The following is a 26071-nucleotide window of genomic DNA, read 5'->3' on the forward strand; positions in this document are numbered from 1 at the left end:
TCTTGGCGCGCTCGCCGTCCCGGATGATCCAGTTGAGGTCACGCCGCATCTGCGGGGAGAGCTTCTGGCCCTCCTCCTCGACCTGGCGGAGCCGCTCGGCGCCGTAGAGGCCGGCCTCGATCCGCTTGGCGAGGTCGACCTCCTCCTCGGCGGTGAGGAGGGCGACCTTGCCGATCTGCTTGAGGTAGGCGCGGACGGAGTCGGCGGACGCGGTGAGCTCGGCGTCCTTGCGGGCCTGCCGCAGCGCCTCGGACTCCTCCTCGTCGTCCCACTCGAAGTCGCCGGTGGTCTCGGCGTCCTTCTCCTCGTTCTCGGTGACGGCGACGCCGTCCTTGCCGGTGACGACGGTCTCGTCGAGCTTGAGGCCCTCGGCGCCGGCGTCGACGACGGCGACGGTCGCCCCGTCGGAGGCGACGGCGGTCAGGACGGTGCCCTCACCGGCGCCGGGGGAGGGGGCGATCGTCGGCTTGCGGGCTGCGGCCTTCTTCGCGGGCGCCCGCTTGGCCGGGGCCTTCTTGGCCGCCGCGGTCACCGGCGCGGTGGTCGACGACGAGGCGCTGCCACGGGCGGCGACCGTCCTGCTTCGACCCTGGCTGCTCACCGTGGTCACGTCCGGTCCTGGCTGGTCGGCGGGCACTCGGGGTTCCTTCCCGTACTACTGCGGTGCGTTCCTGGAGGGCCGTTACGGCCCGACGGGCAGCGGCTCCGGACGACGTCCCGACGAGGCAGGGCCCCACCTGCCGGCCGGGCGACACACCCCCCGCGCGGTGTTTGACCGGGCTGGGAGTGGGGATGACCTGCTGGCTGGGGGAGCGACGCGGTGGAGCGTGACCATTGTAACGGCGCGCACCCGGGGGTCCACCGGTTCTGTACCGGGCGCGGCTCGATGACCGAGACGCCCGGTCGACACCGGTGACACCGCGACCACCGTCAGCCCGGCGTCACTGACCGATGTGCTGCTCGGCCGCCAGGGCCGCGCCGACGATCCCGGCGTCGTTGAGCAGCTCGGCGGGGACGACCCGGGTCCGGGTCGACAGCAGCGGCACCCACTTCTCCGCCTTCTTGCTCACCCCGCCGCCCACGATGATCAGGTCGGGCCAGAGGCTGGCTTCCAAGGTGTCCAGGTACCGGTCGACGCGCTTGGCCCACTGCGGGTAGCTGAGGTCCTCGCGTTCCCGAGCCGATGCCGACGCACGCTTCTCGCCGTCCTGGCCGTCGACCTCGATGTGGCCGAACTCGGTGTTGGGCACGAGCGTGCCGTCGATGAACAGCGCGCTGCCGATGCCGGTGCCGAAGGTGAGCATCAGCACCAGGCCGCGCTCACCGCGGCCGGCGCCGTAGGCCATCTCGGCGATGCCGGCGGCGTCGGCGTCGTTGAGCGTCTGGACGGTGCCGGGGATGACCGCCTCGAGCCCGGCGGCCATGTCGGTGCCGATCCAGCTCGCGTCCATGTTGGCGGCGGTGAAGGCCTCGCCGTGCTTCATCACCCCCGGATAGGTGACGCCGATGCGCCCCTCCCAGCCGAACCGACCGACGATCTCGGACACCACGCCGTAGACCGGGTCGGGCAGGGCCGGCTGGGGAGTCGGGATCCGCACCCGGTCCCCGACCAGCTCGCCCTTGTCCAGGTCGACCACGCAGCCCTTGATGCCGCTGCCACCGATGTCCACTCCGAAGCCCTGCACGGGGGCAGGCTAGCGACCCCGCCCACCGAGGGTGCACCGGTCGGGCAGGATCGCTCTCCGTGATGACCTCCGGCGCCGCCGCACCCGACCTGTCCACCGAGCTGCTGGAGCTGGCCCGGGCCACCGCCGAGGAGGCCGCGGTCCTCGTCGGGGCGGGGCGCAGCAGCGCCGCCGAGCAGGTCGACACCAAGTCGAGCCCGGTCGACGTCGTGACCGCGGTCGACACCGCGAGCGAGGCGCTGATCGTGCGCCGGCTGCTCGAGGCCCGGCCCGACGACGGGGTGCTGGGGGAGGAGGGCGCCTCCCACGAGGGGACCAGCGGCGTCCGCTGGGTGGTCGACCCGATCGACGGCACCGTCAACTTCCTCTACGGCCTGCCCGCCTACGCCGTCTCCATCGCCGGTGAGGTCGACGGCCGTACCGAGGTCGGCGTGGTGCTCAACGTCGGCACCGGGGAGCTGTTCACCGCCGTCCGCGGCCAGGGTGCCTGGCTCACCGCGCCGGGGGCGGCCGCGATGCAGCTGCACGGCAGCTCACCGGCCTCGCTGGAGCAGACGCTGGTGGCGACCGGCTTCGGCTACCGGGTGGAGCAGCGCCGCGCCCAGGGGGCGGTCGTCGCCCAGCTGCTCCCCGAGGTCCGCGACATCCGGCGCTGGGGGTGCGCCTCGCTGGACCTCTGCGCCGCGGCGGCCGGCCGGGTCGACGCCTACTACGAGCTGGACCTCAAGCCCTGGGACCACGCCGCCGGGGCGCTGATCGCGGCAGAGGCGGGCCTGGTGGTCACCGGGACCGGTGGGCGCCCGTTCGCCGAGCCCATGGCGGTCGCCACGGCCGCGTCGGTCGCCGAGCCCCTGGTGGCCCTGCTGGAGCGGCTGCACGCCGACGGCTGACCGGGCCGCCCCCGGTCGTCGGTCAGCAGTCCGCTTCGACGCTCGCCGCCGCGACCAGCGCGGCAGCCACCTCTTCCTCGCTGGCCAGCCCGGCGAAGTCCGGCCCGATCACGAGGTCGACGAGGCCGGTGGAGCGGGTGTCGACGCGGTCGGTGGCGCCGGGCAGGTACAGCCGCAGGAACTCGGCGGCCTCCCGGCCCGGGCCGCCGAACCGCAGCTCGCCGACGCCGGTCACCTCGGCGCTGCTGGGGTCGTTGGCGGTCTCGTTGACCACGAACCCGCGGCTCTCCAGGGTCGTGGTGACCTCACCGGCCAGCCCGGGGGTGTCCGTGGCGTTGTAGACCCTGATCGACACCGTGGCCGGGTCCAGCTCGGTCGGCACGTTGCTGGCGCTGCTGCAGACCGCTGCCTCGGCCTGCTCCCGGGCCCGCTCGTCGCCGAGCACGTTCCACCACACGCCCATGGCGGCCAGCGCCAGCACCAGCAGGAACACCAGGGCGGGGACAGGCCGGCGGTTGCGGCGCGGGGCGTCGGGTCCGCGCTCGGCGGTGTCGTCGGCGAGCTCGGTCACTGGGTCCTCACGGCGGCCGGCACGTACACGGAGTCGACCCTAGCGGCGTCCGGAGCGGCTACAGCGCACCGTCCTCGAGTGCGGCGCGTCCCAGCTCGACGCAGGGGTCGATCTTGTCGGCGTAGCCGGTGGTGTCCTTGCCGGCCATCGCACCGGCCGCCGACCGGGCCACGATGCCGGCGACGATCGCGGCGAACTTGAAGTAGGCGAAGCCCACGTACCAGTTCAGGTCCGACAGGTCGGCGCTGCTGCTCGCGGCGTACCGCTCGGCCAGCTCGAGCCGGGTCGGGAAGCCGGGCAGCGTGGTGACCTGCGAGACCGAGACGGCCCGCTCCTCGCCGGCCTGGGGCCAGTAGACGAAGAGCATCCCGAGGTCGGTGAGCGGGTCGCCCAGCGTGGACATCTCCCAGTCCAGGACCGCGCGCACCCGGCCGGGGGTCTGCGGGTCGAGCAGGCAGTTGTCCAGCCGGTAGTCGCCGTGCGTGATGCCCGTGCGCCGGGTGGCGGGCACCGTCTCCGCCAGCCGGGCGGCCAGTGCGTCCAGCGCGGGCCGGTCGGTGTCGCGGGTGGCGTCCCACTGCTTGGTCCAGCGACGCACCTGGCGCTCCAGGAAGCCCTCGGGCCGCCCGAAGTCGCTCAGCCCGACGGCGGTGGGGTCGACGCTGTGCAGGGCCGCGAGGGTGTCCATCAGGCCGTCGGCGACCGCCCGGCGCTGGGCCGGCTCGTCGGCGTACCCGGGTGGGAGCTCGCTGACCACGTGCACGCCGGCCACGCGCTCCATCACGTAGAACGGGGCGCCGAGGACCGTGGTGTCGGTGGCCAGGTGCAGCGTGCGGGGGACCGGCACCGGGGTGCCGGCGAGCGCGGAGATCACCCGGTGCTCGCGCACCATGTCGTGCGCGGTGGCCAGCACGGCACCGGTCGGCGGCCGCCGCAGGATCACCGCGTCGTCCTCGGAGCCGCCCTCCGGGGTCACCACGTAGGTGAGGTTCGACATGCCGGCGGCGATCAGCTCGACCCGGACCGAACGCCACTTCTCGTGCCCGAGAGCACCTGCCAGGTAGGGGCCGACGACCCCCGGATCAGCACCCACTGGAGTCCCCACGGCGGCAGGGTAGCCTCTGGCGCTCCCCGCCTCGACCGGCCTCCCGGAGGGCCGGATGTGTCGGTCTCCCGCAGGCGGGCACAAACCGGGGCCGGACGGCGTTGGGCGGCTGGCTGGGTGCAGGACGAGCAGCAGGCGTGCTCGTCCACCAGCCGAGCCGGACGTGGTCCGGTGCACGACCGAGCGACCCGGGAGGGGGGCCACGTGGCCCCCGGACCGGCGCGAGATCCCCGGCCGCCCTGGCGGCCGGCACCACCGCCGTCGGCGCCTGTTGCCGACGGCAGACGAGCGGGCCCGTGGGCCCGCGACGAAGAGAGAGTGAGGGGCACCCCATGGCCCAGGACTACGACGCCCCCCGGCGCAACGAGGCCGACGAGCTCGGCGAGGACTCCCTGGAGGAGCTGAAGGCCCGCCGGGCCGAGGCGCAGTCCTCCTCGGTGGACGTCGACGAGACCGACTTCAACGAGGCCCTCGAGCTCCCCGGAGCCGACCTGTCGAACGAGGAGCTCACCGTCCGGGTGCTGCCCAAGCAGGAGGACGAGTTCACCTGCTCGCGCTGCTTCCTCGTGCACCACCGCAGCCGGCTGGCCGCCACCCGCAACGGGCAGCCGGTCTGCCGCGACTGCGCGGCCTGAAGAAGGACCCCCGTGCCCCCACCGCTCGCCAGCTCACGGCGGGCCCCTGCACGGGGGCCGTTCCAGCACGTCACCGTTGGAGGGGAACCGATGAGCCAGCAGCCGCGTGACGTCCCGCCGACCCGCCCCGTGGGCGGGACGCCGGTCGAGGGCGAGGTCGTCGGCGCCGACGGCGGACTCGGTGCCGCCGCGCGGGCCCTGGCCGATGCCGTGGCCGGGCTGCTCGGCCGGGACGAGCCCGGCAGGGGCACCCGCGCACCGGACGGCAGCGGACCGGGCCGGTCGGCTGCCGGTGCCCGGGCGGCGGGCGGCGTCCTGGCCGACGTCGTCTCCGCGGTCGCCGCCGCGGCGCGGGACGCACGGACAGGCTCGGCGCGGGACGCGCGGGCCGGCTCGGGGCGGGAGCGCTCCGCCGGCACCGGTACGGACCCCCGCGGCGGCTCGGCGCCCTCGGGTCTGCTGAGCGACCTCCTGGACGCGGCCGCACCTCGCCTGCCGATCCGGGACGGGGCGCGGCTGCGACGGGCCCATCCGGGGGCCTCGGACGCGGAGATCGCCGACGCCCTCGTCGCCCGGGCGGCCCGGCTCACCGGTGGGGTCGGTGCCGCGACCGGTGGGCTGGCGGCGGCACAGTGGTTCGCGCCACCGACCCTGGTCGCCGTCCCCCTGGAGCTCGGTGCACAGACGGTGCTGGTGGCCGCCGTCGAGGTCGTGCTGGTCGGGGAGCTGCACGAGCTGGCCGGCCGTCCGGCCCCGGGCGATGCCCGCGCCCGGGCCGGTGCCTACCTGGCGAGCTGGAGCACCCAGCGGGCGGTGGGGAGCTCGTCGTCGGGTGGGCTGTTCGCCGCGTTGAGCACGGCCGGGACGACGGCGCTGCGGCGCCGGGTCACCCGGCGGCTGGCCCGGAGCACGACGTCGGTGGCCCCCCTGCTGGTCGGTGCGACGCTGGCCGCCCGCGGCAACCGCAAGGCGACGGCCGCGCTGGCCGATCGGCTGCGGTCCGACCTGGGGCTGCCCCCGGCCGGTCCGCGCACCTGACCGCCGGGTCGGCCCGCACGCGCACCGGTCGGCGCGGCTAGCCTCGCCGCCGTGCCCGTTCCCCTGCCCGACCAGCCGCTGGCCGGCGTCGCCGCCGAGGTCGACGTGCCCGTCGTCCTCGGTTCCGCCGCCGTCCTCCCGGCCTACGCCCTGCCCGGTGACGCCGGTGCCGACCTGTGCCTAGCCGAGGACGTGGAGCTCGCACCGCACCAACGCGCGCTGGTGGGCACGGGGGTCGCGGTGGCGATCCCCGAGGGGTTCGCCGGCTTCGTGCACCCGCGCTCGGGTCTGGCGCACCGGCTCGGGCTCAGCCTGGTGAACGCACCGGGCACGATCGACGCGGGCTACCGGGGCGAGATCAAGGTCAACCTGGTCAACCTGGACCCCACCACCACCCTCCGGCTGTCCCGCGGCGACCGCGTCGCCCAGCTGGTGGTCCAGCCGGTCGTGCGGGCCCGCTTCCTGCCGGTCGGAGAGCTGCCCGGCAGCGAACGTGGCAGCGGAGGGCACGGCTCCACCGGCGGCTCGGCCGCGCTGGCCGCCGACCTGACCCACACCTCTCTGGAAGGACGGGCCTGACGATGCCGTTCGGACGTCGACGCAACCGGATCGACCGCAGCCTCCGGGAGCGGGGAGTGCCCCCGGAACCCCAGGTGCGGGAGCGTGAGGAGACCGCGACCAGTGGGCCGTGGGACGAGGCCGACGCCCCGGAGGACGGTCGGCCGCGCGTCGACCTGGGCTCCCTGCGGCTGCCGGCTGCCGCGGGCATGGAGCTGCGGGTGGACGTCAACGCCCAGCAGCAGGTCGTCGGGGCCAGCCTCCGCGCCGGGGACTCCCTGCTGCAGCTGTCGGTCTTCGCCGCCCCGCGCGCCGGCGGACTCTGGGACGAGGTGCGCGCCGAGCTCATGCGCGGGGCGAGTGGGCAGGGTGGCCGGCTGACCGAGGTGGACGGGCCCTTCGGCCGTGAGCTGGTCGGGTCCATCCTGGTCGCCGCGCCGCCGCAGCAGGGGGAGACCGGGGCGCCGAAACCGGTGCGCCGTCCGGCCCGGTTCCTCGGCGTCGACGGCCCGCGGTGGTTCCTCCGCGGGATGATCAGCGGTTCGGCGGCCAGCACACCCGAGGCGGCTGCGCCGCTGGAGGCGGCGTTCCGGTCGGTCGTCGTCGTCCGGGGGGCGCAGCCGATGCCGGTGCGCGAGCAGCTTCCCCTCACGCTGCCCCCGCAGGCAGCCCAGCAGGTCGCCCGCAGGCAGGCCGCGGGCCAGGGTGCGCGCCCGGCTGCCCGCCGGCCCGCGGCACCGCCGGCTGCCCCGCCGCCTGTTGCCGCGCCCCCTGCCGCCGCGCCGGTCGCCCCGCCTGCCTCGCCGGTGGCGCCGTCTGCCTCGCCGGTGGCGCCGTCTGCCTCGCCGGTGGCGCCGTCTGCCTCGCCGGTGGCCCCGCCGCCGGCCGCACCTCCGGCGGCACCCCCCACCGAGCCACCCCCCACCGAGCCAGCCCCCACCGAGCCACCCACCGAGCCCCGGAACGCCGGGTGAGCGAGCCCGTCCGGCACGACTACGGCCCCGGGCCGGACCAGTTCGTGGAGGTGTCCCTGCCGGCCGGCGACGGTCCGGCACCGGTGGTGGTCGTCCTGCACGGCGGGTTCTGGCGGGCCCGCTACGGCATCGAGCTGGCCCGCCCGCTGGCCGCCGACCTGGCCGCTCGCGGCTGGGCCGCGGTGGCCGTGGAGTACCGCCGGGTGGGCGCCGGTGGTGGCTGGCCCACCACGCTGCAGGACGTCGCCGCGGCGGTGGACGCCCTCCCCGACGTGCAGGGCGCAGCGCGCCTGGACCTGACCGACGTGACCGTCCTCGGTCACTCCGCGGGCGGGCACCTCGCGGTGTGGGTCGCCGGCCGCGGCCGGTTGCCCGCCGGGGCGCCGGGGGCGGACCCGCGGGTCCCGGTGAGCGCGGTCGTCGCCCAGGCCGGGGTGCTGGACCTGGAGGCTGCGGTCACCGCCGACCTCGGCGACGGGGCAACGGTGGACTTCCTCGGCGGGACGCCGGCCGAGGTGCCCGACCGGTACGCCGTTGCCGACCCGGTGCGACTGCTGCCGACCGGACTGCCGGTGCTCTGCGTGCACGGCGCGGAGGACACCTCGGTGCCGCTGGACCAGAGCCGGCGGTACGCCGCCGCCGCGACCGCGGCCGGGGACACCGTCGAGGTGGCGGTCGTCCCCGGCGACCACATGGTGCTGATCGACGTCTCCGGTGCGGCGTGGAGACGCACCGTGGACTGGCTGGCCGAGCGTCGGACAGCGGCCCCTGGCAGCACTACCCTGGGATCGTGACCGAGACCAGGACCGGTGCCTCCACGGAGCCCGGCGCGCGGGGCTGGCTGTCCCGCAAGCTGCAGAAGCTCACCGCCGACGACCGGGCCGTGGACGCCCAGGAGCTGCGCTCCGGGGTGGCGTCGGCCGGCTGCTCGGCGGTCAGCACGTGCCGCAAGGGCGAGGTCGTCACGGTGACCGGGCGGATCAAGTCGGTGGTCTACACCCCGCGCGAGACGGTGCCGACCCTGGAGGCCGAGCTGTTCGACGGTTCCGGTTCGGTCACGCTCGTCTGGCTCGGCCGCCGCCGGATCCCCGGCATCGAGCCGGGTCGCCGGCTCACCGCGCGCGGGCGGTTCGCCTCCTTCGAGGGTCGGCAGGTCATCTACAACCCCTGGTACGAGCTGAGCGCCGGGTGACCCGGTCGTCGATGCGGGCATGACCGGAGGGACCCGCCGGTGAGCGAGCCCGGACGCGGGGGGGCGACGTTCGACCGCCACCTGGTGCTGGACCAGCTGGGTGGCTGGCGCGGCATGGTCGACGCCTCGCTGCCCACCATCGCGTTCATCGTGGCCAACTCGGTCGGCGGGCTCACCGTCGGCATCTGGGCGGCCCTCGCCTCCGCGGTGCTGGTCTTCCTGCTGCGGCTGCTCCGCCGGGAGAGCCTCCAGCAGGCCGTCAGCGGGCTGTTCGCCGTCGCCGTCGCCGTGGCGATCGCCGCGTACTCCGGGCAGGCCCGCGACTTCTTCGTGCTGGGCATCGTGCGCAACGCCGGGATCGCCCTGGTGCTGCTCGCCTCGATCCCCTTCCGGCGTCCCCTGGTCGGGGTGATCGCCGAGTTCCTGGCGCCCAGCCACCTGGGGGCCATGTCCACCCACCGGTTGCCGTCACTGCGTGACCGTGCGCGCCGGGACCCGGCCGCGACGGCCGTGCCGGTCGAGGGTGGCGCCACGGTGCCGGTGGCCGCCGGCGACCGGGTGCCGGACCCGGAGCCGGAGCGGCACTGGCGTGACGACCCGCGGATGCTGCGGGCCTACGGCTGGCTGACCGTGCTGTGGGCTGGGGTCTTCCTGTTGCGCGCGGTCGTGCAGGGCTTCTTCTACCTGCGCGACGAGGTGGAACTGCTGGCGACGTCCTCACTGGTGCTGGGTCTGCCGCTGACCGCAGCCGAGCTCGTGATCACCCTGTGGGTGGTGGCCCGGCTGCACCGGCACCGCTCGGAAACGCAGCCCCCGGCCGCCTGACGGCGCCGCTCCACGGGGGGTCTGCTGTCAGCAGCTCCCGTCGGGGCACATGACCGCCTGGAGCTGCTCCTCGATGTCGCCGTGGGTCACGAACAGCAGCTCGTCCCCGGCCTCCAGCGGTTCGTCGGGATCGGGGGCGATGACCCGGTCGCCACGCAGGATGGTGGTGAGCACCGTCTCCCGGGGGAACGGCACCTCGCGCACCGGCCGGCCCACCCACGGGGTGTCCTCGGCGAGGGTGATCTCGACCAGGTTCGCCGCGCCCTTGCGGAAGCTCATCAGCCGGACGACGTCGCCCACGGTGACCGCCTCCTCCACCAGGGCGGCGAGCACCCGGGGGGTCGAGACGGCGACGTCCACGCCCCACGCCTCGGTGTAGAGCCACTCGTTGCGCGGGTCCTTGACCCGGGCGACCACCCGGGCGACCGCGAACTCGGTCTTGGCCAGCAGCGAGACGACCAGGTTGGCCTTGTCGTCACCGGTGGCCGCGATGACCACGTCGCAGGTGGCCAGCTGGGCCTCCTCGAGGGAGGAGACCTCGCAGGCGTCCGCCTGCACCCACTCGGCGCCCGGGACCGCCCGAGGCTTGACCCGGGAGCCGTTCTTCTCGATGAGCATCACGGCGTGGCCGTTGCCCAGCAGCTCGGTGGCGATGGACCGGCCGACCGCGCCGGCCCCCACGATGGCGACGCGCATCAGTGCTGCCCTCCCGCGGGGCCCTGCTCGACGGCCTGGTGCACCCGGTGGGTGAGCTCGTCGGTGGCGGCGACGACGAGGTGGTCGCCGGTCTGCAGCACCGTGGTCGGGGTGATGAGCTGGGCCTCGCCGAAGCGCACCAGCCAGGCGGCCCGGGCACCGGAGGCGTTCTCCAGCTCGGCCAGCGGTCGGCCGACCCAGACATCGGTCACGGTGATCCGCATCAGCAGGACCGTGCCGGTGGGCTCGCGCCAGATCTCGGTCACCTTCACCGAGAGCAGCTCCCGCATCAGCCGGCTGACCGTCCACGGGACGGTGGCGACGCTGGGGATGCCCATCCGCTCGTAGACCTCGGCCCGCTTGGAGTCGTAGATCCGGGCGACGACGTGCTCGACACCGAACGTCTCGCGGGCGACGCGCGCGCCGATGATGTTGGAGTTGTCCCCGCTGCTGACCGCGGCGAAGGCCCCGGCGGAGTCGATGCCGGCGTCCAGGAGGGTCTGCCGGTCGAAGCCGAGGCCGGTCACCTGGCGGCCGCCGAACTCGGGGCCGAGCCTGCGGAAGGCCTCGGGGTCCTGGTCGATCACCGCGACGCTGTGGCCGATCACCTCGAGTCGCCGGGCGATCGCCGAACCGACGCGGCCGCAGCCCATCACGACCACGTGCACCTGTGTCCCACCCGTCTGCCGAACCCTGCCGCCCCCGCGGACCGCCGGGGCGTACAGCGCGCGAACGTACACCCGAAGCGGGGCCGTGGTGGCGCACCGGGGCGTGCCGGGCACCGCAGGTTGCCCATGTGAGTGAGGTCGCCCCGTCCCGGCCCACGGGTGGTCCCGGCGTCCGTACCATCGCCGCCGTGCCGACCCTGTCCGACCTCGGACAACTCCCGAAACGACTCGTCCTCGGCCGGCCGGTCCGTAGCGACCGTGCCGGCGAGTCGCTGCTGCCCAAGCACCTCGCGCTGCCGATCTTCGCCAGCGACCCGCTCTCCTCCGTCGCCTACGCGACGCAGGAGATCCTCATCTTCCTGACGCTGGCCGGGACGACGTTCCTGTTCCTCACCCCGTGGCTGGCCGCGCTCGTGGTCCTGCTGCTGGCCGTCGTCGTCCTCTCCTACCGCCAGGTGGTGCACGCCTACCCCTCGGGGGGCGGCGACTACGAGGTGGCGATGAAGAACCACGGCCAGTTCGCCGGCCTCGTCGTCGCCAGCGCACTGCTCGTGGACTACGTGCTCACCGTCGCGGTGTCGGTCAGCTCCGGCACGGACAACATCATCTCCGCGTTCCCCGAGCTCGCCGAGCACCGCGTCCTCATCTCCGTCGGGCTCGTCGCCCTGCTCGTGGCGATCAACCTGCGCGGGGTGCGGGAGTCGGGGCGGACCTTCGCCTTCCCCACCTACGCGTTCATCGCCTGCATCCTGGTGATGATCGGCACCGGGCTGATCCGGGAGCTCGTCACCGGCGGCGACGTGGTGGCCGAGAGCGCGGGCTACGCGATCCAGCCCGAACCGGGCTACGAACAGGTGACCGGCCTGGCGCTGATCTTCTTCGTGCTGCGGGCCTTCGCCTCCGGGTGCACGGCGCTCACCGGGGTGGAGGCGATCGCCAACGGCGTGCCGGCGTTCCGCCCCCCGAAGAGCCGGAACGCGGCGACGACCCTGGCGCTGATGGGCGGCATCGCCGCCACGATGTTCGCCGGCGTCACGGCGATGGCGCTGCTGGCGGACGTGAAGTACGTGGAGAACGCCTGCGACCTGGTGGGCTTCGACTGCGAGAACCAGCCGCAGCGGACCGTGATCGCGCAGGTGGCCGCGGCGACCTTCGGCGGCGCGGACTCCATCGGCTTCTACCTCGTCCAGGCGGCGACGGCGCTGGTGCTGATCCTGGCGGCCAACACGGCGTTCAACGGCTTCCCGCTGCTCGGCTCAGTGCTCGCGCAGGACCGGTTCATGCCCCGCCAGCTGCACACCCGCGGCGACAAGCTGGTCTACAGCAACGGGATCCTGCTGCTCGCCGGCTTCGCGATCCTGCTGCTGATCGTCTTCGAGGCCGACTCCACCCAGTTGATCCAGATGTACATCGTGGGCGTCTTCACCAGCTTCTCCATCGGCCAGTGGGGCATGGTGCGGCACTGGAACCGCGAGCTGCGCAGCGAGACCGAGCCCGCCGCGCGTGGCCGGATGCAGCGCTCCCGGTTGATCAACGCCGTCGGCGGCACGCTGACCAGCGTCGTCCTGTTCATCGTCGTGGTGACCAAGTTCGTGGGTGGAGCCTGGATCGTGCTCGCCGCGATGCCGGTGATCTTCCTGCTGATGCGGGCGATCAACCGGCACTACTCGCAGGTGGCCGCGCAGCTGGTGCCCGACAGCGACGCGCGGACCAAGCCCAGCAGGGTGCACGCGGTCGTCCTGGTCTCCAAGGTGCACAAGCCGACGCTGCGGGCGCTCGCCTTCGCCCGCGCCACCCGGCCCGACGTGCTGACCGCGCTGACGGTCAACGTGGACGGCGCCGAGACCCGCGCTCTGCAGCGGGACTGGGAGCGCTACGACATCCCGCTGCCGCTGACCGTGCTCGAGTCGCCGTACCGGGAGATCACCCGCCCCGTCCTGGACTTCGTCAAGGACATCCGGCGCGCCGGCCCGAGGGACCTGGTCGTGGTCTTCGTGCCGCAGTACGTGCTGGGCCACTGGTGGGAGAACGTGCTGCACAACCAGAGCGCGCTGCGGCTGCGCACCCGGCTGCAGTTCCTGCCCGGGGTCATGATCACCAGCGTGCCGTGGCAGCTGGAGGGCTCCCATGACCGCGAGGGCGGGGACGGGAGCGGCCCGGCCCCCGGCGACCTGCGGCGCGGGCTGACGTCCGAGACCGAGCAGACGCCGTATGGCTGAGCGCCGCCGCCGTCCCGCTGCCCGGCCGCAGCGGCAGGCGCCCGACTCCGGCGGCGGCTGGGTGGGTCGCCGCTTCGAGGTGACCGTGGGCCCGGTGGCGCACGGCGGGCACTGCGTGGCGCGGCACGAGGGCCGGGTGGTCTTCGTGCGGCACACGCTGCCCGGGGAGCGCGTGGTCGTCGAGGTGACCGAGGACCGGCAGAAGGGCTTCTGCCGCGGCGACGCCGTCGAGGTGCTGGAGGCGGCCCCGGAGCGGGTGGAGCGCCCGTGCCCGTACAGCGGACCGGGGAAGTGCGGCGGCTGCGACTGGCAGCACGTCAGCCACGCCGGCCAGCTGGTGCTCAAGGCCGACGTCGTCCGCGAGCAGCTGTCCCGGCTCGCCGGGCTGGACGTCGACGTCACGGTCGAGGCGCTGCCCGGCGGGCCGCTGCGCTGGCGGTCCCGGGCCCGGTTCGCCGTCGACCGCACCGGTTCGCCCGGGTTGCGCCGGCACCGCTCGCACGACGTCGTCCCGCTCGACGACTGCCCGATCACCGCCGAGCCGGCCGCCCAGGCGGTGCTGGCCCGGCGCTGGCTGGACGCCGGGGCCGTCGACGTCGCCGTCGACTCGGCCGGCGTGGTGACCACGACGACGCTGGACCGCCGCGGCCGGCCGCTGGACACCCAGGTGCTGCGGCCCGGGGCCGAGGTGCCGGAGGAGCCGGCCGGGCGGGCGCAGCGGACCGCGGGTGGCCGGGACTGGGAGGTCGAGGGCACCGGCTTCTGGCAGGTGCACCCGGCCGCCGCCGACGCGCTCGTGGACGCCGTCCTGGGCTTCGCCGCGGTGCAGCCGGGGGAGACGGTGCTGGACCTCTACGCCGGTGCCGGCCTGTTCGGCGGGGCGCTGGCGCCCGGGGTCGGTGCCGCGGGCCGGGTGGTCTGCGTCGAGTCAGACGCCGCGGCCTGCGCCGCCGCTGACGTGAACCTCGCCGACCTGCCGCAGGCCGAGATCTGGCAGGGCGACGTGGACGCCCCGGGTCTCACCGAGCTGCTCGGTGACCTCGGCCGTCCCGACGTCGTCGTCCTCGACCCGCCCCGGGCCGGGGCCGGCAAGGACGTCAGCCGGGTGCTCGCCGGCTCCGGCGCCCGCGCCGTGGTCTACGTCGCCTGCGACCCGGCGTCCCTGGCCCGCGACGTCGCCGCGTTCGCCGGCGCCGGCTACCGACTGGCGGACCTGCGGGCCTTCGACTGCTTCCCCATGACCGCTCACGTGGAGTGCGTCGCCCTGCTGGTCAGGGCGTAGCAGGGCGCGGCGAGGGTCAGAGCGGGCTGGGGCTGGTGTCCTCGCGTGGCAGGACCCACCGGTCGTCGGCCTTGCGGATGAGGAAGTCGGCGAGCAGGAGCGCTTCGTGAACGGCCTCGGTGAGCAGGTCACGGACGTTGCGGTAGGTGGTCACGTCAGGGCCTCCAGTACTGCCGAGTGAGCGGGTCAGGCGTCCCCGGGGCGGATCGTCGAACGATCCGTGTGTCCTGGGTCACGGTCGTCATCGGCACCTGCGCGCGTCGCCCGTACTGCGATCCAGTGCGCTCTCACTCGGCCGTGGTGGTCGGTCCAGGCCTGTCCGCCGGCCTGGCCGGTCAGGTCGCTGGGCCTACGCTGGCGCTGTGGCTGATCCGGCGAGTGGTGAGCGGCTGGCCGACTGGGCGCGTTCGGCACACACCTGGCTGTTGCTGCGCCCGGTGAGCCGCGGGTTCTGGGCCGTGGCAGCGGTCTTCCTCGTCGGGACCGCCGTCGCCAACGCGGCCGACGGCAACTGGCTGTCGGCGGTGTTCGGCGTCCTGCTCGCCGGGGTCGCCGGCTCCCGGCTGTGGGCCCTGCGCGGGACCGGCGAGGACCGGCCGCCGTCGGGTCAGGCGCGCACGGCCAGCAGGTAGGCCTGGCGGCTCTTCTCGTGCGGGGGCTCCGGCTCGCGGAGCACCCGGGTCCGCACACCGCACCCCGCGGTGGTGAGCTGCTCCTCGACCCGGTCGGGGTCCAGCCGCCAGCCGTGCAGCGAGATGTCGTGCCCGTAGCCCTGCCGGTGGTGCACGGGATCGTCGTCGCCCGCCTGGAACGCGACCAGCAGTGGCGCGCCCGGCCGCAGCACCCGGGCCAGCTCGCCGAACACCTGCGGCTGCCGCTCCGGCGCGGTGTGGATCACGGAGTACCAGGCGAGCGCCCCGGCCAGCCCGCCGTCCGGCAGCGGCAACCCGGTCAGCGAGCCGACCTCGAAGCGCAGCTGCGGGTGGCGCCTGCGTGCGATCTCGACCATGCCCGGGGAGAGGTCGACGCCGAACGCCTCCACCCCCAGGGCGTCCAGGTGGGCGGTGATCCGGCCCGGTCCGCAGCCGAGGTCGCCGACCGGGCCGCCACCGGCGGCTCGGACCTGTTCGGCGAGGACGCCGAGCAGGGCCCGGTCCATCGGGCTCTCCGCCAGCGCCGTCCGGACCAGCTCTTCGTAGGAGGCCGCCACCGTGTCGTAGGCGGCGCGGGTCTCGGCCAGGTGGTCGGTGGCGTCGCCCAGCTCGGTCACGCCGGGGACCGTACGGCGCGGTGCCGACAGGTCACGGTACGGACAGCGGGCGGTCCGAGGCCCGCTCTCGGCGGTCACCGGACCCGGACCCGGACCCGGACCCGGTTCCGGCTCGTCGACGGATGGCAACGCTCTGCAACGACGTCCCGCGCATGTCGAGAGTCCGCCACCGACTGGCCTGGTGGAACCGGTGACCACCCGGACACTGGCCGCCCTGGTCGCTGCGGAACGCGTGACCTCGAAGAAGGGACTCCGTATGCGCATTCGCCGCCTGTTCTCCGCCGTCCTGGTGGGCGCCGGTCTCAGCGTCGCCGTGGCCACACCCGCCCAGGCCGATCACGTCCTGCAGATCGTCACGATCGCCGGCGAGGACACGTGCCGGCTCGGCGGCACCCTTCTCGGGACCGGAGTCAACGTCGAAGGCAGGCTGGTGCAGCGCAAGGTCGAGGACGGCGTCACGACCAGCTACCGGTGCCAGTTCCGCGGGATCTCTCCGGAGGACGGCGAGGGATTCGTCATGCCGCGGAACGGCCTCCGGCTCACGGTGCCGTGCTGGCTGGAGCCCGGTGACGACGAGGCGCAGAGCGTCGGGCGTCTGCGTGTCACTCCGAGCGGGAACGCCACCGCCGACTGCCGGTAGCCGCACCTGACCACCGTGTGAAGGTGACGGGGCCCTGAGCCGTTCGATCATGGAGTCCCGGTGGCGACCCGCCGAGGACGGCCGGCGCGCCGCCCCGCTGGCTCCATGATCGCGCGGGCGGGATCCGTCGCACACCGGGTCCGGCAGGTCACGCTTCGAACACACGTGCGATCCGCGGTCGAGGTCGCCGCGGCGTCCGCGCACACTGACCGGGTGGACGTCGCACTGCCACCGGGCTGGCCGGACGAGGTCTGGCCGCCCGGCGCCCCGGACTGGGAGCGGACCGCGGTCAGCTGGCTGTTCGACCTGGTGCCGCCGGACTACCGGGCGCACGAGGTGCTCCGGCGGTACCCGGTGCTGCTGGCCCGGTTCGCCGGTGACCACGTCGCCGCGGGGCTCGAGGCGGCGCGGGCCGGCTGGCGGACCGTCCGGGTGGAGCTCGCCGACCAGCTGCCGCCAGAGGCCATGGAGGCGGCGATCAGCGCCTACGAGCGAGAGGGGGCGCGGCTCACCCGGGCCGCGCGGGGGGTCGAGGTGGTCGCGGGGGCACTGCGGGGTGAGCGCTGGGTGCCCCGGCTCTGAGTCCGCTGTCCACAGGGCAGGCCGCCGGTTCGCCGTTACAGTGGGGTTTCACCGGTTGCGCCCCACCGGACGCCGCCGTCGTCGAGAGGACCCTGCCCCGTCGTGTCGTTGCTCAGCTCGTTGACCGGGCCCGCCGACCTCCGGGCACTGCGCCCCGACCAGCTGCCGGTCCTGGCCGGCGAGATCCGCGATGCGCTCGTGGCCGCGGTCGCCAAGACCGGTGGCCACCTGGGCCCGAACCTCGGTGCGGTCGAGCTGACGATCGCCGTCCACCGGGTGTTCGAGTCCCCGCGCGAGCCGATCATCTTCGACACCGGCCACCAGGCCTACGTGCACAAGCTGCTCACCGGCCGGCTCGACGGCTTCGCCCAGCTCCGCCAGCGGGACGGGCTGTCCGGCTACCCCAGCCGGGCCGAGAGCGAGCACGACTGGGTGGAGAACAGCCACGCCTCGACGTCGCTGTCCTACGCCGACGGGCTGGCCAAGGCCTTCGCCGTCCGCGGTGACACCCGCCCCGTGGTGGCGGTGATCGGCGACGGTGCACTCACCGGCGGGATGGCCTGGGAGGCGCTGAACAACATCGCCGCCGCGCAGGACCGCCCCGTCGTCATCGTGGTCAACGACAACGGCCGCTCGTACTCCCCGACGATCGGTGGGGTGGCCGACGCACTCGCCACGCTGCGGCTGCGTCCGGGGTACGAGGAGGCGCTGGCCGCCGTCCGGCAGGCCCTGCACCGCGCACCCGTCGTCGGCACGAAGCTCTACGACGCGCTGCACGCGATCAAGAAGGGGCTCAAGGACGTCCTGGCCCCGCAGGGCATGTTCGAGGACCTCGGCATGAAGTACGTCGGCCCGGTCGACGGCCACGACGTGGAGATGATGGAGTCGGCGCTGCGCCGAGCCCGCTCCTTCGGTGGGCCGGTCATCGTGCACGCCGTCACCACCAAGGGCTTCGGCTACCCGCCGGCGGAGACCGACACCATCGACGCCTGGCACTCCACCGGCGTCTTCGAGCCCGACAGCGGGCTCTCCTCGGCCGCCAAGGGCCCGGAGTGGACCGACGTCTTCGCCGACGAGCTGGTGCGGATCGGCACCGAGCGCTCCGACGTCGTGGCGATCACCGCGGCGATGCTGCACCCCACCGGTCTCGCGCCGTTCGCCGAGCGGTTCCCGGAGCGCACCTACGACGTCGGCATCGCCGAGCAGCACGCGCTGACCTCGGCCGCCGGGCTCGCGATGGGCGGCCTGCACCCCGTCGTCGCGATCTACTCGACCTTCCTTAACCGCGCCTTCGACCAGCTGCTGATGGACGTCGCGCTGCACGGCCAGCCGGTCACCCTGGTGCTCGACCGGGCCGGCGTGACCGGCTCCGATGGCGCCTCGCACAACGGCATGTGGGACATGTCGATCTGCTCGATCGTCCCGGGGCTGCAGCTGGCGGCGCCGCGTGACGAGGCCACGATGCGGGAGGCGCTCCGCGAGTCTGTGCAGGTCTCCGACGGGCCCACCGTCATCCGCTTCCCGAAGGGCGCGCTGCCGCCGGAGGTGCCGGCGATCGAGCGGCGCGGTCGGGTCGACGTGTTGCGCCGCGGCACGACCCCCGAGGTGCTGCTGGTCGCCGTCGGCTCGCTGGTGCCGATGTGCCTGGCGGTCGCCGAGCGCGCCGCCGACCACGGCATCGAGGTCACCGTCGTCGACCCGCGCTGGGTGATGCCCGTCGCCGACGAGCTGGTCACGCTGGCCGGTGAGCACCGGCTGGTGGTCACCGTCGAGGACGGCGGCCGGGCCGGCGGGGTGGGCACGTTGCTGTCACAGGCACTGCAGGACGCCGACTGCGACGTGCCGGTGCGCACGCTGGGCCTTCCGCAGCGGTTCTTCGACCACGGCAGCCGCGGTCAGGTGCTCGCCGACGTCGGCCTCACCGAGCAGGACGTCGCCCGGCGGATCGTGGAGTGGGCCGCCCGCGTGGCCGACCGCGCCGCGGTCCCGGCGGAGACCGAGCCTGCCGAAGGGCAGCAATGAGCGATCAGGTCATCGCCGAGATCCAGGTCGCGCCGTCGCCACCCGGCACCCCGGACGACCCGCACGCCTTCGTCGAGGCGGCGATCCGGGTGATCCAGGCCTCCGGGTTGCGGTCGGAGGTCGGCGCGCTGGGCACCACGCTGGAGGGCGACGCCGACACGGTGTGGGCGACCCTGCGGGCCGCGCACGAGGCGATGATCGCCGCCGGCGCCAAGGCCGGGATCTCGCACGTCAAGATCGCCTCGGTGGATCGCACGATGGACAGCCTCACGCACAAGTTCCGCTGACCGACGCACGAGAGCGCCGCACCCACCAGGGGTGCGGCGCTCTCGTCGTCTCCGCGCCATGATCGCCGTCCTCACGCGCCGGTCGCCGACCTCACGCTGTGACGTGAGGTCGGCGACCGGGAGGTGAGTCCGGCGGTCCGCTACGCGGGGAGGGAGGCCACGCTCCTCGGGAGGAACCGCTTCCCGGTGACGGCCTCGGAGACGCCGGCCCGGTCCAGGTAGGCGCTGATCCCGCCCAGCCAGAACGGCCAGCCGGCGCCGAGCAGCATCGCCAGGTCGATGTCCTGCACGGCCTGGACGACGCCCTCCTGCAGCATCAGCCCGATCTCCTCGGCCAGCGCCCGCTCGGCCCGGGAGCGCAGCTCCTCTGCGGTCAGCGGGGAGTCACCGGCGTCGATCCCGGCCAGCTCCGGGTCGATCACGCCGGGTTCGACGAAGACCGAGGTCTTGCCCAGCTCGACCATCCGCCGCAGCCCCGCACCGACGCCGAAACGGTCGGGGAACGCCTCGTGCATCCGCTCGGCCACGTGCAGCGCGACCGGTGGGCCGACCAGCGTGAGCAGCTCGAACGGCGTCATCGGCAGGCCCAGCGGCTCCAGCGCCGTCTCGGCGACCGCCACCGGGGTGCCGGCGTCCACGGCCGCGGTGACCTCGCCGAGGAACCGGGTGAGCAGCCGGTTGACCACGAAAGCCGGGGCGTCGGCGACCAGCACGCAGGACTTGCCCAGCTGCTTGCCGACGGCGAACGCGGTGGCCAGCGTGGCGTCGTCGGTCCGCTCGGCGCGCACCACCTCCAGCAGCGGCAGGACGACGACCGGGTTGAAGAAGTGCAGGCCCACGACCCGTTCGGGGTGCTGCAGCCCGGCGGCCATCTCGGTCACCGAGAGCGCGGAGGTGTTGGTGGCCAGCACGCACTCAGGCCGCACCACCGCCTCCACCTCGGCGAAGACCTGCTGCTTGACCGACAGCTCCTCGAACACCGCCTCGATCACCAGGTCGGCGTCGGCGAAGGCGGCCTTGTCCAGCGAGCCGGTGACCAGGCCGCGGAGCCGGTTCAGTGCGTCGGGGGAGAGCCGCCCGCGGCCGGCCAGCTTCTCCAGCTCGGCGTGCACGTAGCCGACGCCCTTGTCGACGCGCGCCTGGTCGACGTCGGTGAGGACGACGGGCACCTCCAGCCGGCGGACGAACAGCAGCGCCAGCTGGGAGGCCATCAGCCCGGCGCCGACGACGCCGACCTTCGTCACCTTCCGGGCCAGCTTGCGGTCCGGCGCACCTGCCGGGCGCTTGGCCCGCTTGTTGACCAGGTCGAAGGCGTACAGGCCGGCCCGCAGCTCGTCGCTCATCAGCAGGGCGGTCAGCGCGTCGTCCTCGGCCGCCGTCCCGGCGGTGAAGCCGGCGTCGCCGGCCCTGGCCAGGTCGAGCAGTTCCACCGCGCGCAGCGCACCGGGGGAGGCGTTGCGGGTCCGGGCGGCGACGAGCTGCCGGGCCCGGCCGATCGCGTCGTCCCAGGCCGACCGATCGACCTCGGGACGGCGGACGGTCACGTCGCCGGCGAGCACGCCGGCCGCCCACTCCAGCGAGCGCTCCAGGAAGTCGGCCGGCTCGAACACCGCGTCGGCGATCCCCAGCTCAGCCGCCTTCGGCCCGGGGGTGACCTTGTTCTGCGCCAGCGCGTTCTCCACGATCACGGTGACCGCGGCGTCGATGCCGACGAGCTCCGGCAGCAGCTGCGTGCCGCCCCAACCGGGCACGAGGCCGAGGAAGACCTCGGGGAAGGCGACGACCGCGGTGCTGGCGATCGTCCGGTGGTGGCAGTGCAGCGCCAGCTCCAGGCCACCGCCCATCGCCGCACCGTTGACGAACGCGAACGTCGGGACAGCCGAGTCCTTGAGCCGGCGGAACACCCGGTGCCCGGTCTCCGCGATCTCCCGGGCGTCGGCAGCCGAGGTGATCGACGGGACGCCGGAGAGGTCGGCGCCGACGGCGAAGATGAACGGCTTGCCGGTGACGGCGACGGCCGCCGGGGCGGGGGAATGGGCCTCGATCTCGTCCAGTGCGGTGTCCAGCGAGGCGAGCCCACCGGGGCCGAACGTGGAGGGCCGGGTGTGGTCGTGCCCGTTGTCCAGCGTGATCAGCGCCAGCTCACCGGCCAGCCCGGGCACCCGCAGGTACCGCACCTTGGCGACGGTGACGACCTCGTCGGCGAACACTGCACTCACTTCGCTGCACCTTCCCAGTTCGGGTTCTCCCAGATCACGGTGCCGCCCATGCCGATGCCGATGCACATGGCGGTGAGGCCGTAGCGGACGTCGGGCCGCTCGGCGAACTGCCGGGACAGCTGGGTCATCAGCCGCACACCGGAGGAGGCCAGCGGGTGGCCCACGGCGATCGCGCCGCCCCACGGGTTGACCCGCGCGTCGTCGTCGGCGATGCCGAAGTGGTCCAGGAACGCCAGCACCTGGACGGCGAAGGCCTCGTTGAGCTCGAACAGCCCGATGTCGGTGATGGTGAGCCCGGTCCGGGCCAGCGCCTTCTCCGTCGACGGGATCGGCCCCACGCCCATCACCTCGGGCTCCACGCCGGCGAAGCCGAAGCCGACCAGCCGCATGCCGACGTCCAGCCCCAGCTCCTCGGCGACCTCCTCGGCGGCGAGCAGGCAGCCGGTCGCGCCGTCGTTCAGCCCGGCCGCGTTGCCGGCGGTGACGTGGCCGTGCGGGCGGAACGGCGTCTTCAGCGCCGACAGCCCCTCCAGCGTGGTGTTCGGCCGCGGCGGTTCGTCGACCGTGGCCAGCCCCCAGCCGGCCTCGGCGGAGCGGGTCGCCACCGGCACCAGCTCCGGGCCGATCCGTCCGGCGGCCACCGCCGCGGCGTACTTCTGCTGGCTGGCCAGGGCGAAGGCGTCGGCCCGCTCCTTGGTCAGGTGCGGGAACCGGTCGTGCAGGTTCTCCGCGGTCGAGCCCATCACCAGCGCGGAGCCGTCGACGATCTTCTCGCTGACGAACCGCGGGTTCGGGTCGACGCCCTCGCCCATCGGGTGGTGCCCCATGTGCTCGACGCCGCCGGCGATCGCGACGTCGTAGGCGCCGAAGGCGATGCCGCTGGCCGTCGTCGTCACCGCGGTCATCGCCCCGGCGCACATCCGGTCGATGGCGTAGCCGGGCACGCTCTTCGGCAGCCCGGCCAGCAGTGCAGCGGTGCGGCCGATGGTCAGGCCCTGGTCGCCGATCTGGGTGGTGGCGGCGATGGCGACCTCGTCGACCCGCTCGGCCGGCAGCGACGGGTTCCGGCGCAGCAGCTCGCGGATGCAGCGCACGACCAGGTCGTCGGCGCGGGTCTCGGCGTAGATGCCCGCCGGACCCGCCTTGCCGAACGGGGTGCGCACGCCGTCGACGAAGACGACCTCACGCAGTTGGCGTGGCAACCGCTCTCCAGATGACACAGGACCTCCGCGATGAGCTCGGTGCCGCCCTGGACAGGGCGGCACCGCGAAGTTACCCGCTGGTAACCGCAGGCTCCACACCCTCCGGGGTGACCGGCCGGTTCTAGATCACGGTCCGGCAACAGTGCCGCCATGTGCTTGCGGTCACACCCGAGGCAGTAAACGATCACTTCCGGAAAACTCCCGGATCCAACGAAGGAACGGCAGGTCGAACATGGCGCGACAGCGCACCCTGATGACTGCTCTCGCAGCCTCACTCGTCTTCTCGATGGCCGCCTGTGGCAGCGACGACGACGGTGGTGGTGGCGGCGGCGGTGGCGGCGGCGAGGCCGCCGGCAAGGTCGGGGTGATCCTCCCCGACACCGCGTCCTCGGCGCGCTGGGCGAGCGCGGACGCCCCGCTGCTGGAGGCAGCCTTCGAGGAGGCCGGCGTCGAGGCCGACATCCAGAACGCGCAGGGCGATGCCCAGCGGATGGCGACGATCGCCGAGCAGATGATCACCGGTGGGGTCACCGTCCTGGCGATCGTCAACCTGGACTCCGCCTCCGGCGCCGCCATCCAGCGGCAGGCCGAGCAGCAGGGCGTCCAGACGATCGACTACGACCGGCTCACCCTCGGTGGGGAGTCCGACTACTACGTCTCCTTCGACAACACCGAGGTCGGCCGCCTGCAGGGCGAGGGCCTGGCCCAGTGCCTCGGCGACGAGCCGGCGAACATCGCGTTCCTGAACGGGTCGCCGGACGACAACAACGCCACGCTGTTCTCCGAGGGCGCGCACGAGGTCCTCGACCCGATGACCCAGTACACGCAGGTCGCCGAGCAGGCCGTGCCCGAGTGGGACAACCAGCAGGCCGCGACGATCTTCGAGCAGATGTACACCCAGGCCGGCGGTGACATCCAGGGCGTGCTGGCCGCCAACGACGGCCTCGCCAACGCGGTCATCTCCATCCTGGGCCGCAACAACGTCGCCGGCACCGTGCCGGTGACCGGGCAGGACGCCACCACCGAGGGCCTGCAGAACATCCTGGCCGGCAACCAGTGCATGACCGTCTACAAGCCGATCGAGGCGGAGGCCACCGCACTGGCCGAGCTCGCGGTGGCCCTGGTCAACGGTGAGACCCCGGAGGTCGACGGCGAGGTGGAGGACGTCGAGGGCGACCGCACCGTCCCGGCCGTGCTGCTGGACCCGGTCTCGGTCTTCCGGGACAACGTCAAGGAGGTCGTCGACGACGGCTACGTCGACGCCGCCGACCTGTGCACCGGTGAGTACGCCGCCGCCTGCACCGAGCTCGGCATCCAGTAGTCCACCTGCCAGCAGGGGCGCCCTCTCCGGGGGGCGCCCCTGTCGGCCTGTCCAGCCGAGAAGGGACCCACGTGTCCGCTCCAGAACGCGATCACGGCACCACGGCCGTCGGCCGACCCACCCTTGAACTGCGGGGGGTGGACAAGAGCTTCGGCGCCGTCCAGGTGCTGCACGACGTCCACCTCACCGTCTACCCCGGGAAGGTCACCGCACTGGTCGGTGACAACGGAGCGGGCAAGAGCACGCTGATCAAGGGCATCGCGGGCATCCACCCGTTCGACTCGGGCGAGGTGGAGTTCGAGGGCGAGCGAGTCACGCTGCACAGCCCCCGGGACGCCGCCAAGCTCGGGATCGAGGTGGTCTACCAGGACCTCGCGCTGGCCGACAACCTCGACGTCGTCCAGAACATGTTCCTGGGGCGGGAGCGCAAGCGCGGCGTTCTGCTCGATGAGCAGTCGATGGAGGTGGCGGCCCGGGAGACGCTGGCCAAGCTGTCGGTCCGCACCCTGAAGTCCGTCCGGCAGCTGGTGTCCAGCCTCTCCGGCGGACAGCGGCAGACCGTGGCCATCGCCAAGGCCGTGCTGTGGGAGTCCAAGCTCGTCATCCTCGACGAGCCGACCGCGGCACTGGGCGTGGCGCAGACCCGGCAGGTGCTCGACCTGGTCCGCCGGCTGGCCGACGCCGGCCACGCCGTCGTCTTCATCACGCACAACATGGTCGACGTGTTCGAGGTCGCCGACCGGGTGGCCGCGCTCTACCTGGGGCGAGTGGCCGCCGACGTCCCGATCGACCAGGTCGACCGCACCCAGGTCATCGAGCTCATCACCTCCGGCCGATCCGGTGACCTGGGCCTCTCGGCCGAAGACCTCGAGGACTGAGAGGACGTCATGTCGAGCAACACATTGACCGCCGCCGAGGCGAGCGGTCCGCAGAAGCCCGCGGCGGGCTTCGAGGGCGACCGGCAGGACAACACCCTCGGCGGCGCCGTCCGGGGCTACCTGGACAAGCTCCGCGGCGGTGACCTGGGGGCGCTTCCGGCCGTCCTGGGCATCATCACCCTCGGCATCCTGTTCACGGTGCTGCGGCCGGGCACCTTCCTGACCCCGCTGAACCTGGCCAACCTCGCGGTGCAGGCCACCCCGATCATCGTGCTCGCGATGGGCCTGGTCTTCGTCCTGCTCCTGGGCGAGATCGACCTGTCGGCCGGCGTGGTCAGCGGGGTCTGCTCGGCGGTCCTGGCCCAGGTGCTGGTGCAGAGCGGGTTCGGCTGGCCGGTCGCCGTCCTCGCCGCGATCGCCACGGGTGCGGTGATCGGGGTGTTCACCGGCAGCCTGGTCGGCATGGTCGGCATCCCGTCGTTCGTGGTGACCCTGGCGCTGTTCCTGGGCTGGCAGGGCGTGACCCTGCGGCTGATCGGCCAGGGCGGCACCGTGCCCGTGCGGGAACCGGTGATCCGGGCACTGGCCAACGAGAACCTGCCGCTGGCGGTCGGCTGGGCGCTGGCCGTGCTGGTGGCGGTGGCCTACGCGGTGATCGAGCTCTGGCGCTGGCGGGCCAAGCGGGCCCGCGACCTGGCGCACCAGCCGCTGGTGCTGGTCGTCCTCCGGGTCGTGCTCATGGCCGTGGTGGTGCTGGGCGTGACCTCGATCCTCAGCCAGGACCGGGCGCTGTCGGCGGCGGTCGACCTGGCCGGCATCCCGTACGCCATCCCGCTGGTCATCCTGCTGCTGCTGGTGGTCACGTTCGTGCTGTCCCGCACCAGCTTCGGCCGGCACATGTACGCGGTCGGCGGCAACGCCGAGGCAGCCCGCCGGGCCGGCATCAACGTGACCCGGATCCGGGTGCTGGCCTTCGTGATCTCCTCCAGCCTGGCGGCGATCAGCGGCATCCTCGCCACCTCGCGGCTGAGCTCGGTGACACCGGACGCCGGCGCGGGCAACACGCTGTTGTACGCGGTCGGTGCCGCGGTCATCGGTGGCACCAGCCTCTTCGGCGGTCGCGGACGGGCCCGCGACGCGCTGCTCGGTGGCCTGGTCATCGCGATCATCGCCAACGGGCTGGGGCTGCTCGGTGTGGCGGCGTACCTGAACTTCGTCATCACCGGCGGGGTGCTGCTGCTGGCGGCATCGGTCGATGCACTGGCCCGGCGGCGGGCGGCCACGGCGCGCTGACGCAGGGACGACGACCCGG

The 26071-nt window shown here is 73.8% G+C and carries 28 protein-coding genes; 18 read left to right on the top strand and 10 right to left on the bottom strand.

The genetic code is table 11. The features are described 5' to 3' along the window. Both O2W20_RS21510 and ppgK read right to left on the bottom strand, forming a co-directional pair. Window positions 1–610, bottom strand: a 610-nt coding sequence (locus O2W20_RS21510; protein ID WP_331254135.1) for a sigma-70 factor domain-containing protein, incomplete at its 3' end; no start/stop codon positions are given. Window positions 611–941: 331 nt separating this feature from the next. Beyond that, window positions 942–1685 carry a polyphosphate--glucose phosphotransferase gene (gene ppgK, locus O2W20_RS21515; RefSeq protein WP_269173879.1) on the bottom strand — a complete coding sequence of 248 codons (744 nt, stop codon included), beginning with the start codon at window positions 1683–1685 and terminating at the stop codon, window positions 942–944. A gap of 62 nt (window positions 1686–1747) precedes the next feature. Here ppgK and O2W20_RS21520 point away from each other — a divergent pair, with 62 nt between their 5' ends. After that, window positions 1748–2575, top strand: coding sequence for an inositol monophosphatase family protein (locus O2W20_RS21520; protein WP_269173878.1), 828 nt, complete (start codon window positions 1748–1750; stop codon window positions 2573–2575). A gap of 22 nt (window positions 2576–2597) precedes the next feature. Here O2W20_RS21520 and O2W20_RS21525 read toward each other — a convergent pair whose 3' ends face one another. Together O2W20_RS21525 and O2W20_RS21530 are read right to left on the bottom strand one after the other, a co-directional pair. Beyond that, window positions 2598–3146 carry a LytR C-terminal domain-containing protein gene (locus O2W20_RS21525; RefSeq protein ID WP_269173877.1) on the bottom strand — a complete coding sequence of 183 codons (549 nt, stop codon included), beginning with the start codon at window positions 3144–3146 and terminating at the stop codon, window positions 2598–2600. A gap of 58 nt (window positions 3147–3204) precedes the next feature. Continuing rightward, entirely contained in the window at window positions 3205–4251 is a 1047-nt protein-coding gene (locus tag O2W20_RS21530) for a phosphotransferase family protein (protein WP_269173876.1), read from the bottom strand. A 332-nt stretch (window positions 4252–4583) separates the two neighbouring features. On the opposite strand from O2W20_RS21530, the gene O2W20_RS21535 reads away from it, so the two are divergent. From O2W20_RS21535 to O2W20_RS21565, 7 genes are all read left to right on the top strand, one after another. Beyond that, window positions 4584–4886, top strand: a complete 303-nt coding sequence (locus O2W20_RS21535) for a DUF4193 domain-containing protein (protein WP_036336978.1) — start codon at window positions 4584–4586, stop codon at window positions 4884–4886. A gap of 90 nt (window positions 4887–4976) precedes the next feature. After that, entirely contained in the window at window positions 4977–5924 is a 948-nt protein-coding gene (locus O2W20_RS21540) for a hypothetical protein (RefSeq protein WP_269173875.1), read from the top strand. 51 nt (window positions 5925–5975) lie between these two features. Next, window positions 5976–6503: a dUTP diphosphatase gene (dut, locus tag O2W20_RS21545; RefSeq protein ID WP_269173874.1), complete on the top strand. Its 528-nt coding sequence runs from the start codon at window positions 5976–5978 to the stop codon at window positions 6501–6503. 2 nt (window positions 6504–6505) lie between these two features. Next, entirely contained in the window at window positions 6506–7456 is a 951-nt protein-coding gene (locus tag O2W20_RS21550) for a DUF3710 domain-containing protein (RefSeq protein WP_269173873.1), read from the top strand. Continuing rightward, window positions 7453–8250: an alpha/beta hydrolase family protein gene (locus O2W20_RS21555; protein ID WP_269173872.1), complete on the top strand. Its 798-nt coding sequence runs from the start codon at window positions 7453–7455 to the stop codon at window positions 8248–8250. The genes O2W20_RS21550 and O2W20_RS21555 overlap by 4 nt, the downstream gene beginning before the upstream one ends. Continuing rightward, window positions 8247–8648 (top strand): OB-fold nucleic acid binding domain-containing protein, encoded by a 402-nt coding sequence (locus O2W20_RS21560; protein WP_269173871.1) that lies wholly within the window; start codon window positions 8247–8249, stop codon window positions 8646–8648. The genes O2W20_RS21555 and O2W20_RS21560 overlap by 4 nt, the downstream gene beginning before the upstream one ends. Window positions 8649–8687: 39 nt before the next feature. Then, complete coding sequence (locus tag O2W20_RS21565; RefSeq protein ID WP_269173870.1) at window positions 8688–9473, top strand: DUF3159 domain-containing protein; 786 nt, start codon at window positions 8688–8690, stop codon at window positions 9471–9473. Window positions 9474–9500: 27 nt separating this feature from the next. Here the strand turns inward: O2W20_RS21565 and O2W20_RS21570 are convergent, their stop codons facing one another. Beyond that, entirely contained in the window at window positions 9501–10169 is a 669-nt protein-coding gene (locus tag O2W20_RS21570) for a potassium channel family protein (protein WP_269173869.1), read from the bottom strand. Then, on the bottom strand, window positions 10169–10837 hold the full coding sequence (locus O2W20_RS21575) for a potassium channel family protein (RefSeq protein WP_269160478.1): 669 nt from the start codon (window positions 10835–10837) through the stop codon (window positions 10169–10171). The genes O2W20_RS21570 and O2W20_RS21575 overlap by 1 nt, the downstream gene beginning before the upstream one ends. A gap of 188 nt (window positions 10838–11025) precedes the next feature. Between O2W20_RS21575 and O2W20_RS21580 the strand changes: the two genes are divergently transcribed. Together O2W20_RS21580 and O2W20_RS21585 are read left to right on the top strand one after the other, a co-directional pair. Beyond that, window positions 11026–13056 carry an APC family permease gene (locus O2W20_RS21580; RefSeq protein WP_269173868.1) on the top strand — a complete coding sequence of 677 codons (2031 nt, stop codon included), beginning with the start codon at window positions 11026–11028 and terminating at the stop codon, window positions 13054–13056. Next, on the top strand, window positions 13049–14338 hold the full coding sequence (locus O2W20_RS21585; RefSeq protein ID WP_269173867.1) for a class I SAM-dependent RNA methyltransferase: 1290 nt from the start codon (window positions 13049–13051) through the stop codon (window positions 14336–14338). Before O2W20_RS21580 ends, O2W20_RS21585 begins: the two co-directional genes overlap by 8 nt. 16 nt (window positions 14339–14354) lie before the next feature. On the opposite strand, the gene O2W20_RS21590 is transcribed toward O2W20_RS21585, so the two are convergent. Beyond that, a complete protein-coding gene (locus O2W20_RS21590) occupies window positions 14355–14492 on the bottom strand; it encodes a hypothetical protein (protein ID WP_269173866.1) in 138 nt (45 codons plus the stop codon). 208 nt (window positions 14493–14700) lie between these two features. On the opposite strand from O2W20_RS21590, the gene O2W20_RS21595 reads away from it, so the two are divergent. Beyond that, window positions 14701–14970, top strand: coding sequence for a hypothetical protein (locus O2W20_RS21595; RefSeq protein ID WP_269173865.1), 270 nt, complete (start codon window positions 14701–14703; stop codon window positions 14968–14970). Here the strand turns inward: O2W20_RS21595 and O2W20_RS21600 are convergent. Further along, a complete protein-coding gene (locus O2W20_RS21600; RefSeq protein ID WP_269173864.1) occupies window positions 14946–15608 on the bottom strand; it encodes a class I SAM-dependent DNA methyltransferase in 663 nt (220 codons plus the stop codon). The two genes, O2W20_RS21595 and O2W20_RS21600, sit on opposite strands and share 25 nt — an antisense overlap. A gap of 190 nt (window positions 15609–15798) precedes the next feature. Between O2W20_RS21600 and O2W20_RS21605 the strand changes: the two genes are divergently transcribed. The 4 genes from O2W20_RS21605 (at window position 15799) to O2W20_RS21620 (ending at window position 19139) form a co-directional block, all read left to right on the top strand. Further along, window positions 15799–16248, top strand: coding sequence for a hypothetical protein (locus tag O2W20_RS21605; protein ID WP_269173863.1), 450 nt, complete (start codon window positions 15799–15801; stop codon window positions 16246–16248). 213 nt (window positions 16249–16461) lie between these two features. Next, window positions 16462–16830 carry a hypothetical protein gene (locus O2W20_RS21610; RefSeq protein ID WP_269160465.1) on the top strand — a complete coding sequence of 123 codons (369 nt, stop codon included), beginning with the start codon at window positions 16462–16464 and terminating at the stop codon, window positions 16828–16830. 102 nt (window positions 16831–16932) lie between these two features. After that, window positions 16933–18852, top strand: coding sequence for a 1-deoxy-D-xylulose-5-phosphate synthase (gene dxs / locus O2W20_RS21615; protein WP_269173862.1), 1920 nt, complete (start codon window positions 16933–16935; stop codon window positions 18850–18852). Continuing rightward, a complete protein-coding gene (locus O2W20_RS21620) occupies window positions 18849–19139 on the top strand; it encodes a thiamine-binding protein (RefSeq protein WP_269173861.1) in 291 nt (96 codons plus the stop codon). The genes dxs and O2W20_RS21620 overlap by 4 nt, the downstream gene beginning before the upstream one ends. Window positions 19140–19279: 140 nt before the next feature. On the opposite strand, the gene O2W20_RS21625 is transcribed toward O2W20_RS21620, so the two are convergent. Then, window positions 19280–21358, bottom strand: coding sequence for a 3-hydroxyacyl-CoA dehydrogenase NAD-binding domain-containing protein (locus O2W20_RS21625; protein WP_269173860.1), 2079 nt, complete (start codon window positions 21356–21358; stop codon window positions 19280–19282). Continuing rightward, window positions 21355–22560, bottom strand: coding sequence for a thiolase family protein (locus tag O2W20_RS21630; protein ID WP_269173859.1), 1206 nt, complete (start codon window positions 22558–22560; stop codon window positions 21355–21357). Before O2W20_RS21630 ends, O2W20_RS21625 begins: the two co-directional genes overlap by 4 nt. A gap of 253 nt (window positions 22561–22813) precedes the next feature. Between O2W20_RS21630 and O2W20_RS21635 the strand changes: the two genes are divergently transcribed. The 3 genes from O2W20_RS21635 to O2W20_RS21645 all read left to right on the top strand — a co-directional run bounded on the left by O2W20_RS21635 (window position 22814) and on the right by O2W20_RS21645 (window position 26052). After that, window positions 22814–23881: a sugar ABC transporter substrate-binding protein gene (locus O2W20_RS21635; RefSeq protein ID WP_269173858.1), complete on the top strand. Its 1068-nt coding sequence runs from the start codon at window positions 22814–22816 to the stop codon at window positions 23879–23881. Window positions 23882–24018: 137 nt separating this feature from the next. Next, a complete protein-coding gene (locus O2W20_RS21640) occupies window positions 24019–24759 on the top strand; it encodes an ATP-binding cassette domain-containing protein (protein ID WP_269173857.1) in 741 nt (246 codons plus the stop codon). A 9-nt stretch (window positions 24760–24768) separates the two neighbouring features. Then, complete coding sequence (locus O2W20_RS21645) at window positions 24769–26052, top strand: sugar ABC transporter permease (RefSeq protein ID WP_269173856.1); 1284 nt, start codon at window positions 24769–24771, stop codon at window positions 26050–26052. The last annotated feature ends 19 nt before the right edge of the window (window positions 26053–26071 follow it).

This window comes from Modestobacter sp. VKM Ac-2982, from assembly GCF_026967935.1.
Taxonomy (GTDB): domain Bacteria; phylum Actinomycetota; class Actinomycetes; order Mycobacteriales; family Geodermatophilaceae; genus Modestobacter.

Bases quoted from the DNA above. Each gene is read 5' to 3' on its own strand.
- O2W20_RS21520 (WP_269173878.1), top strand. From the start codon at position 1,748: ATGACCTCCGGCGCCGCCGCACCCGACCTGTCCACCGAGCTGCTGGAG.
- O2W20_RS21535 (WP_036336978.1), top strand. From the start codon at position 4,584: ATGGCCCAGGACTACGACGCCCCCCGGCGCAACGAGGCCGACGAGCTC.
- O2W20_RS21540 (WP_269173875.1), top strand. From the start codon at position 4,977: ATGAGCCAGCAGCCGCGTGACGTCCCGCCGACCCGCCCCGTGGGCGGG.
- O2W20_RS21550 (WP_269173873.1), top strand. From the start codon at position 6,506: ATGCCGTTCGGACGTCGACGCAACCGGATCGACCGCAGCCTCCGGGAG.
- O2W20_RS21570 (WP_269173869.1), bottom strand. From the start codon at position 10,169: ATGCGCGTCGCCATCGTGGGGGCCGGCGCGGTCGGCCGGTCCATCGCC.
- O2W20_RS21585 (WP_269173867.1), top strand. From the start codon at position 13,049: ATGGCTGAGCGCCGCCGCCGTCCCGCTGCCCGGCCGCAGCGGCAGGCG.
- O2W20_RS21620 (WP_269173861.1), top strand. From the start codon at position 18,849: ATGAGCGATCAGGTCATCGCCGAGATCCAGGTCGCGCCGTCGCCACCC.
- O2W20_RS21635 (WP_269173858.1), top strand. From the start codon at position 22,814: ATGACTGCTCTCGCAGCCTCACTCGTCTTCTCGATGGCCGCCTGTGGC.
- O2W20_RS21645 (WP_269173856.1), top strand. From the start codon at position 24,769: ATGTCGAGCAACACATTGACCGCCGCCGAGGCGAGCGGTCCGCAGAAG.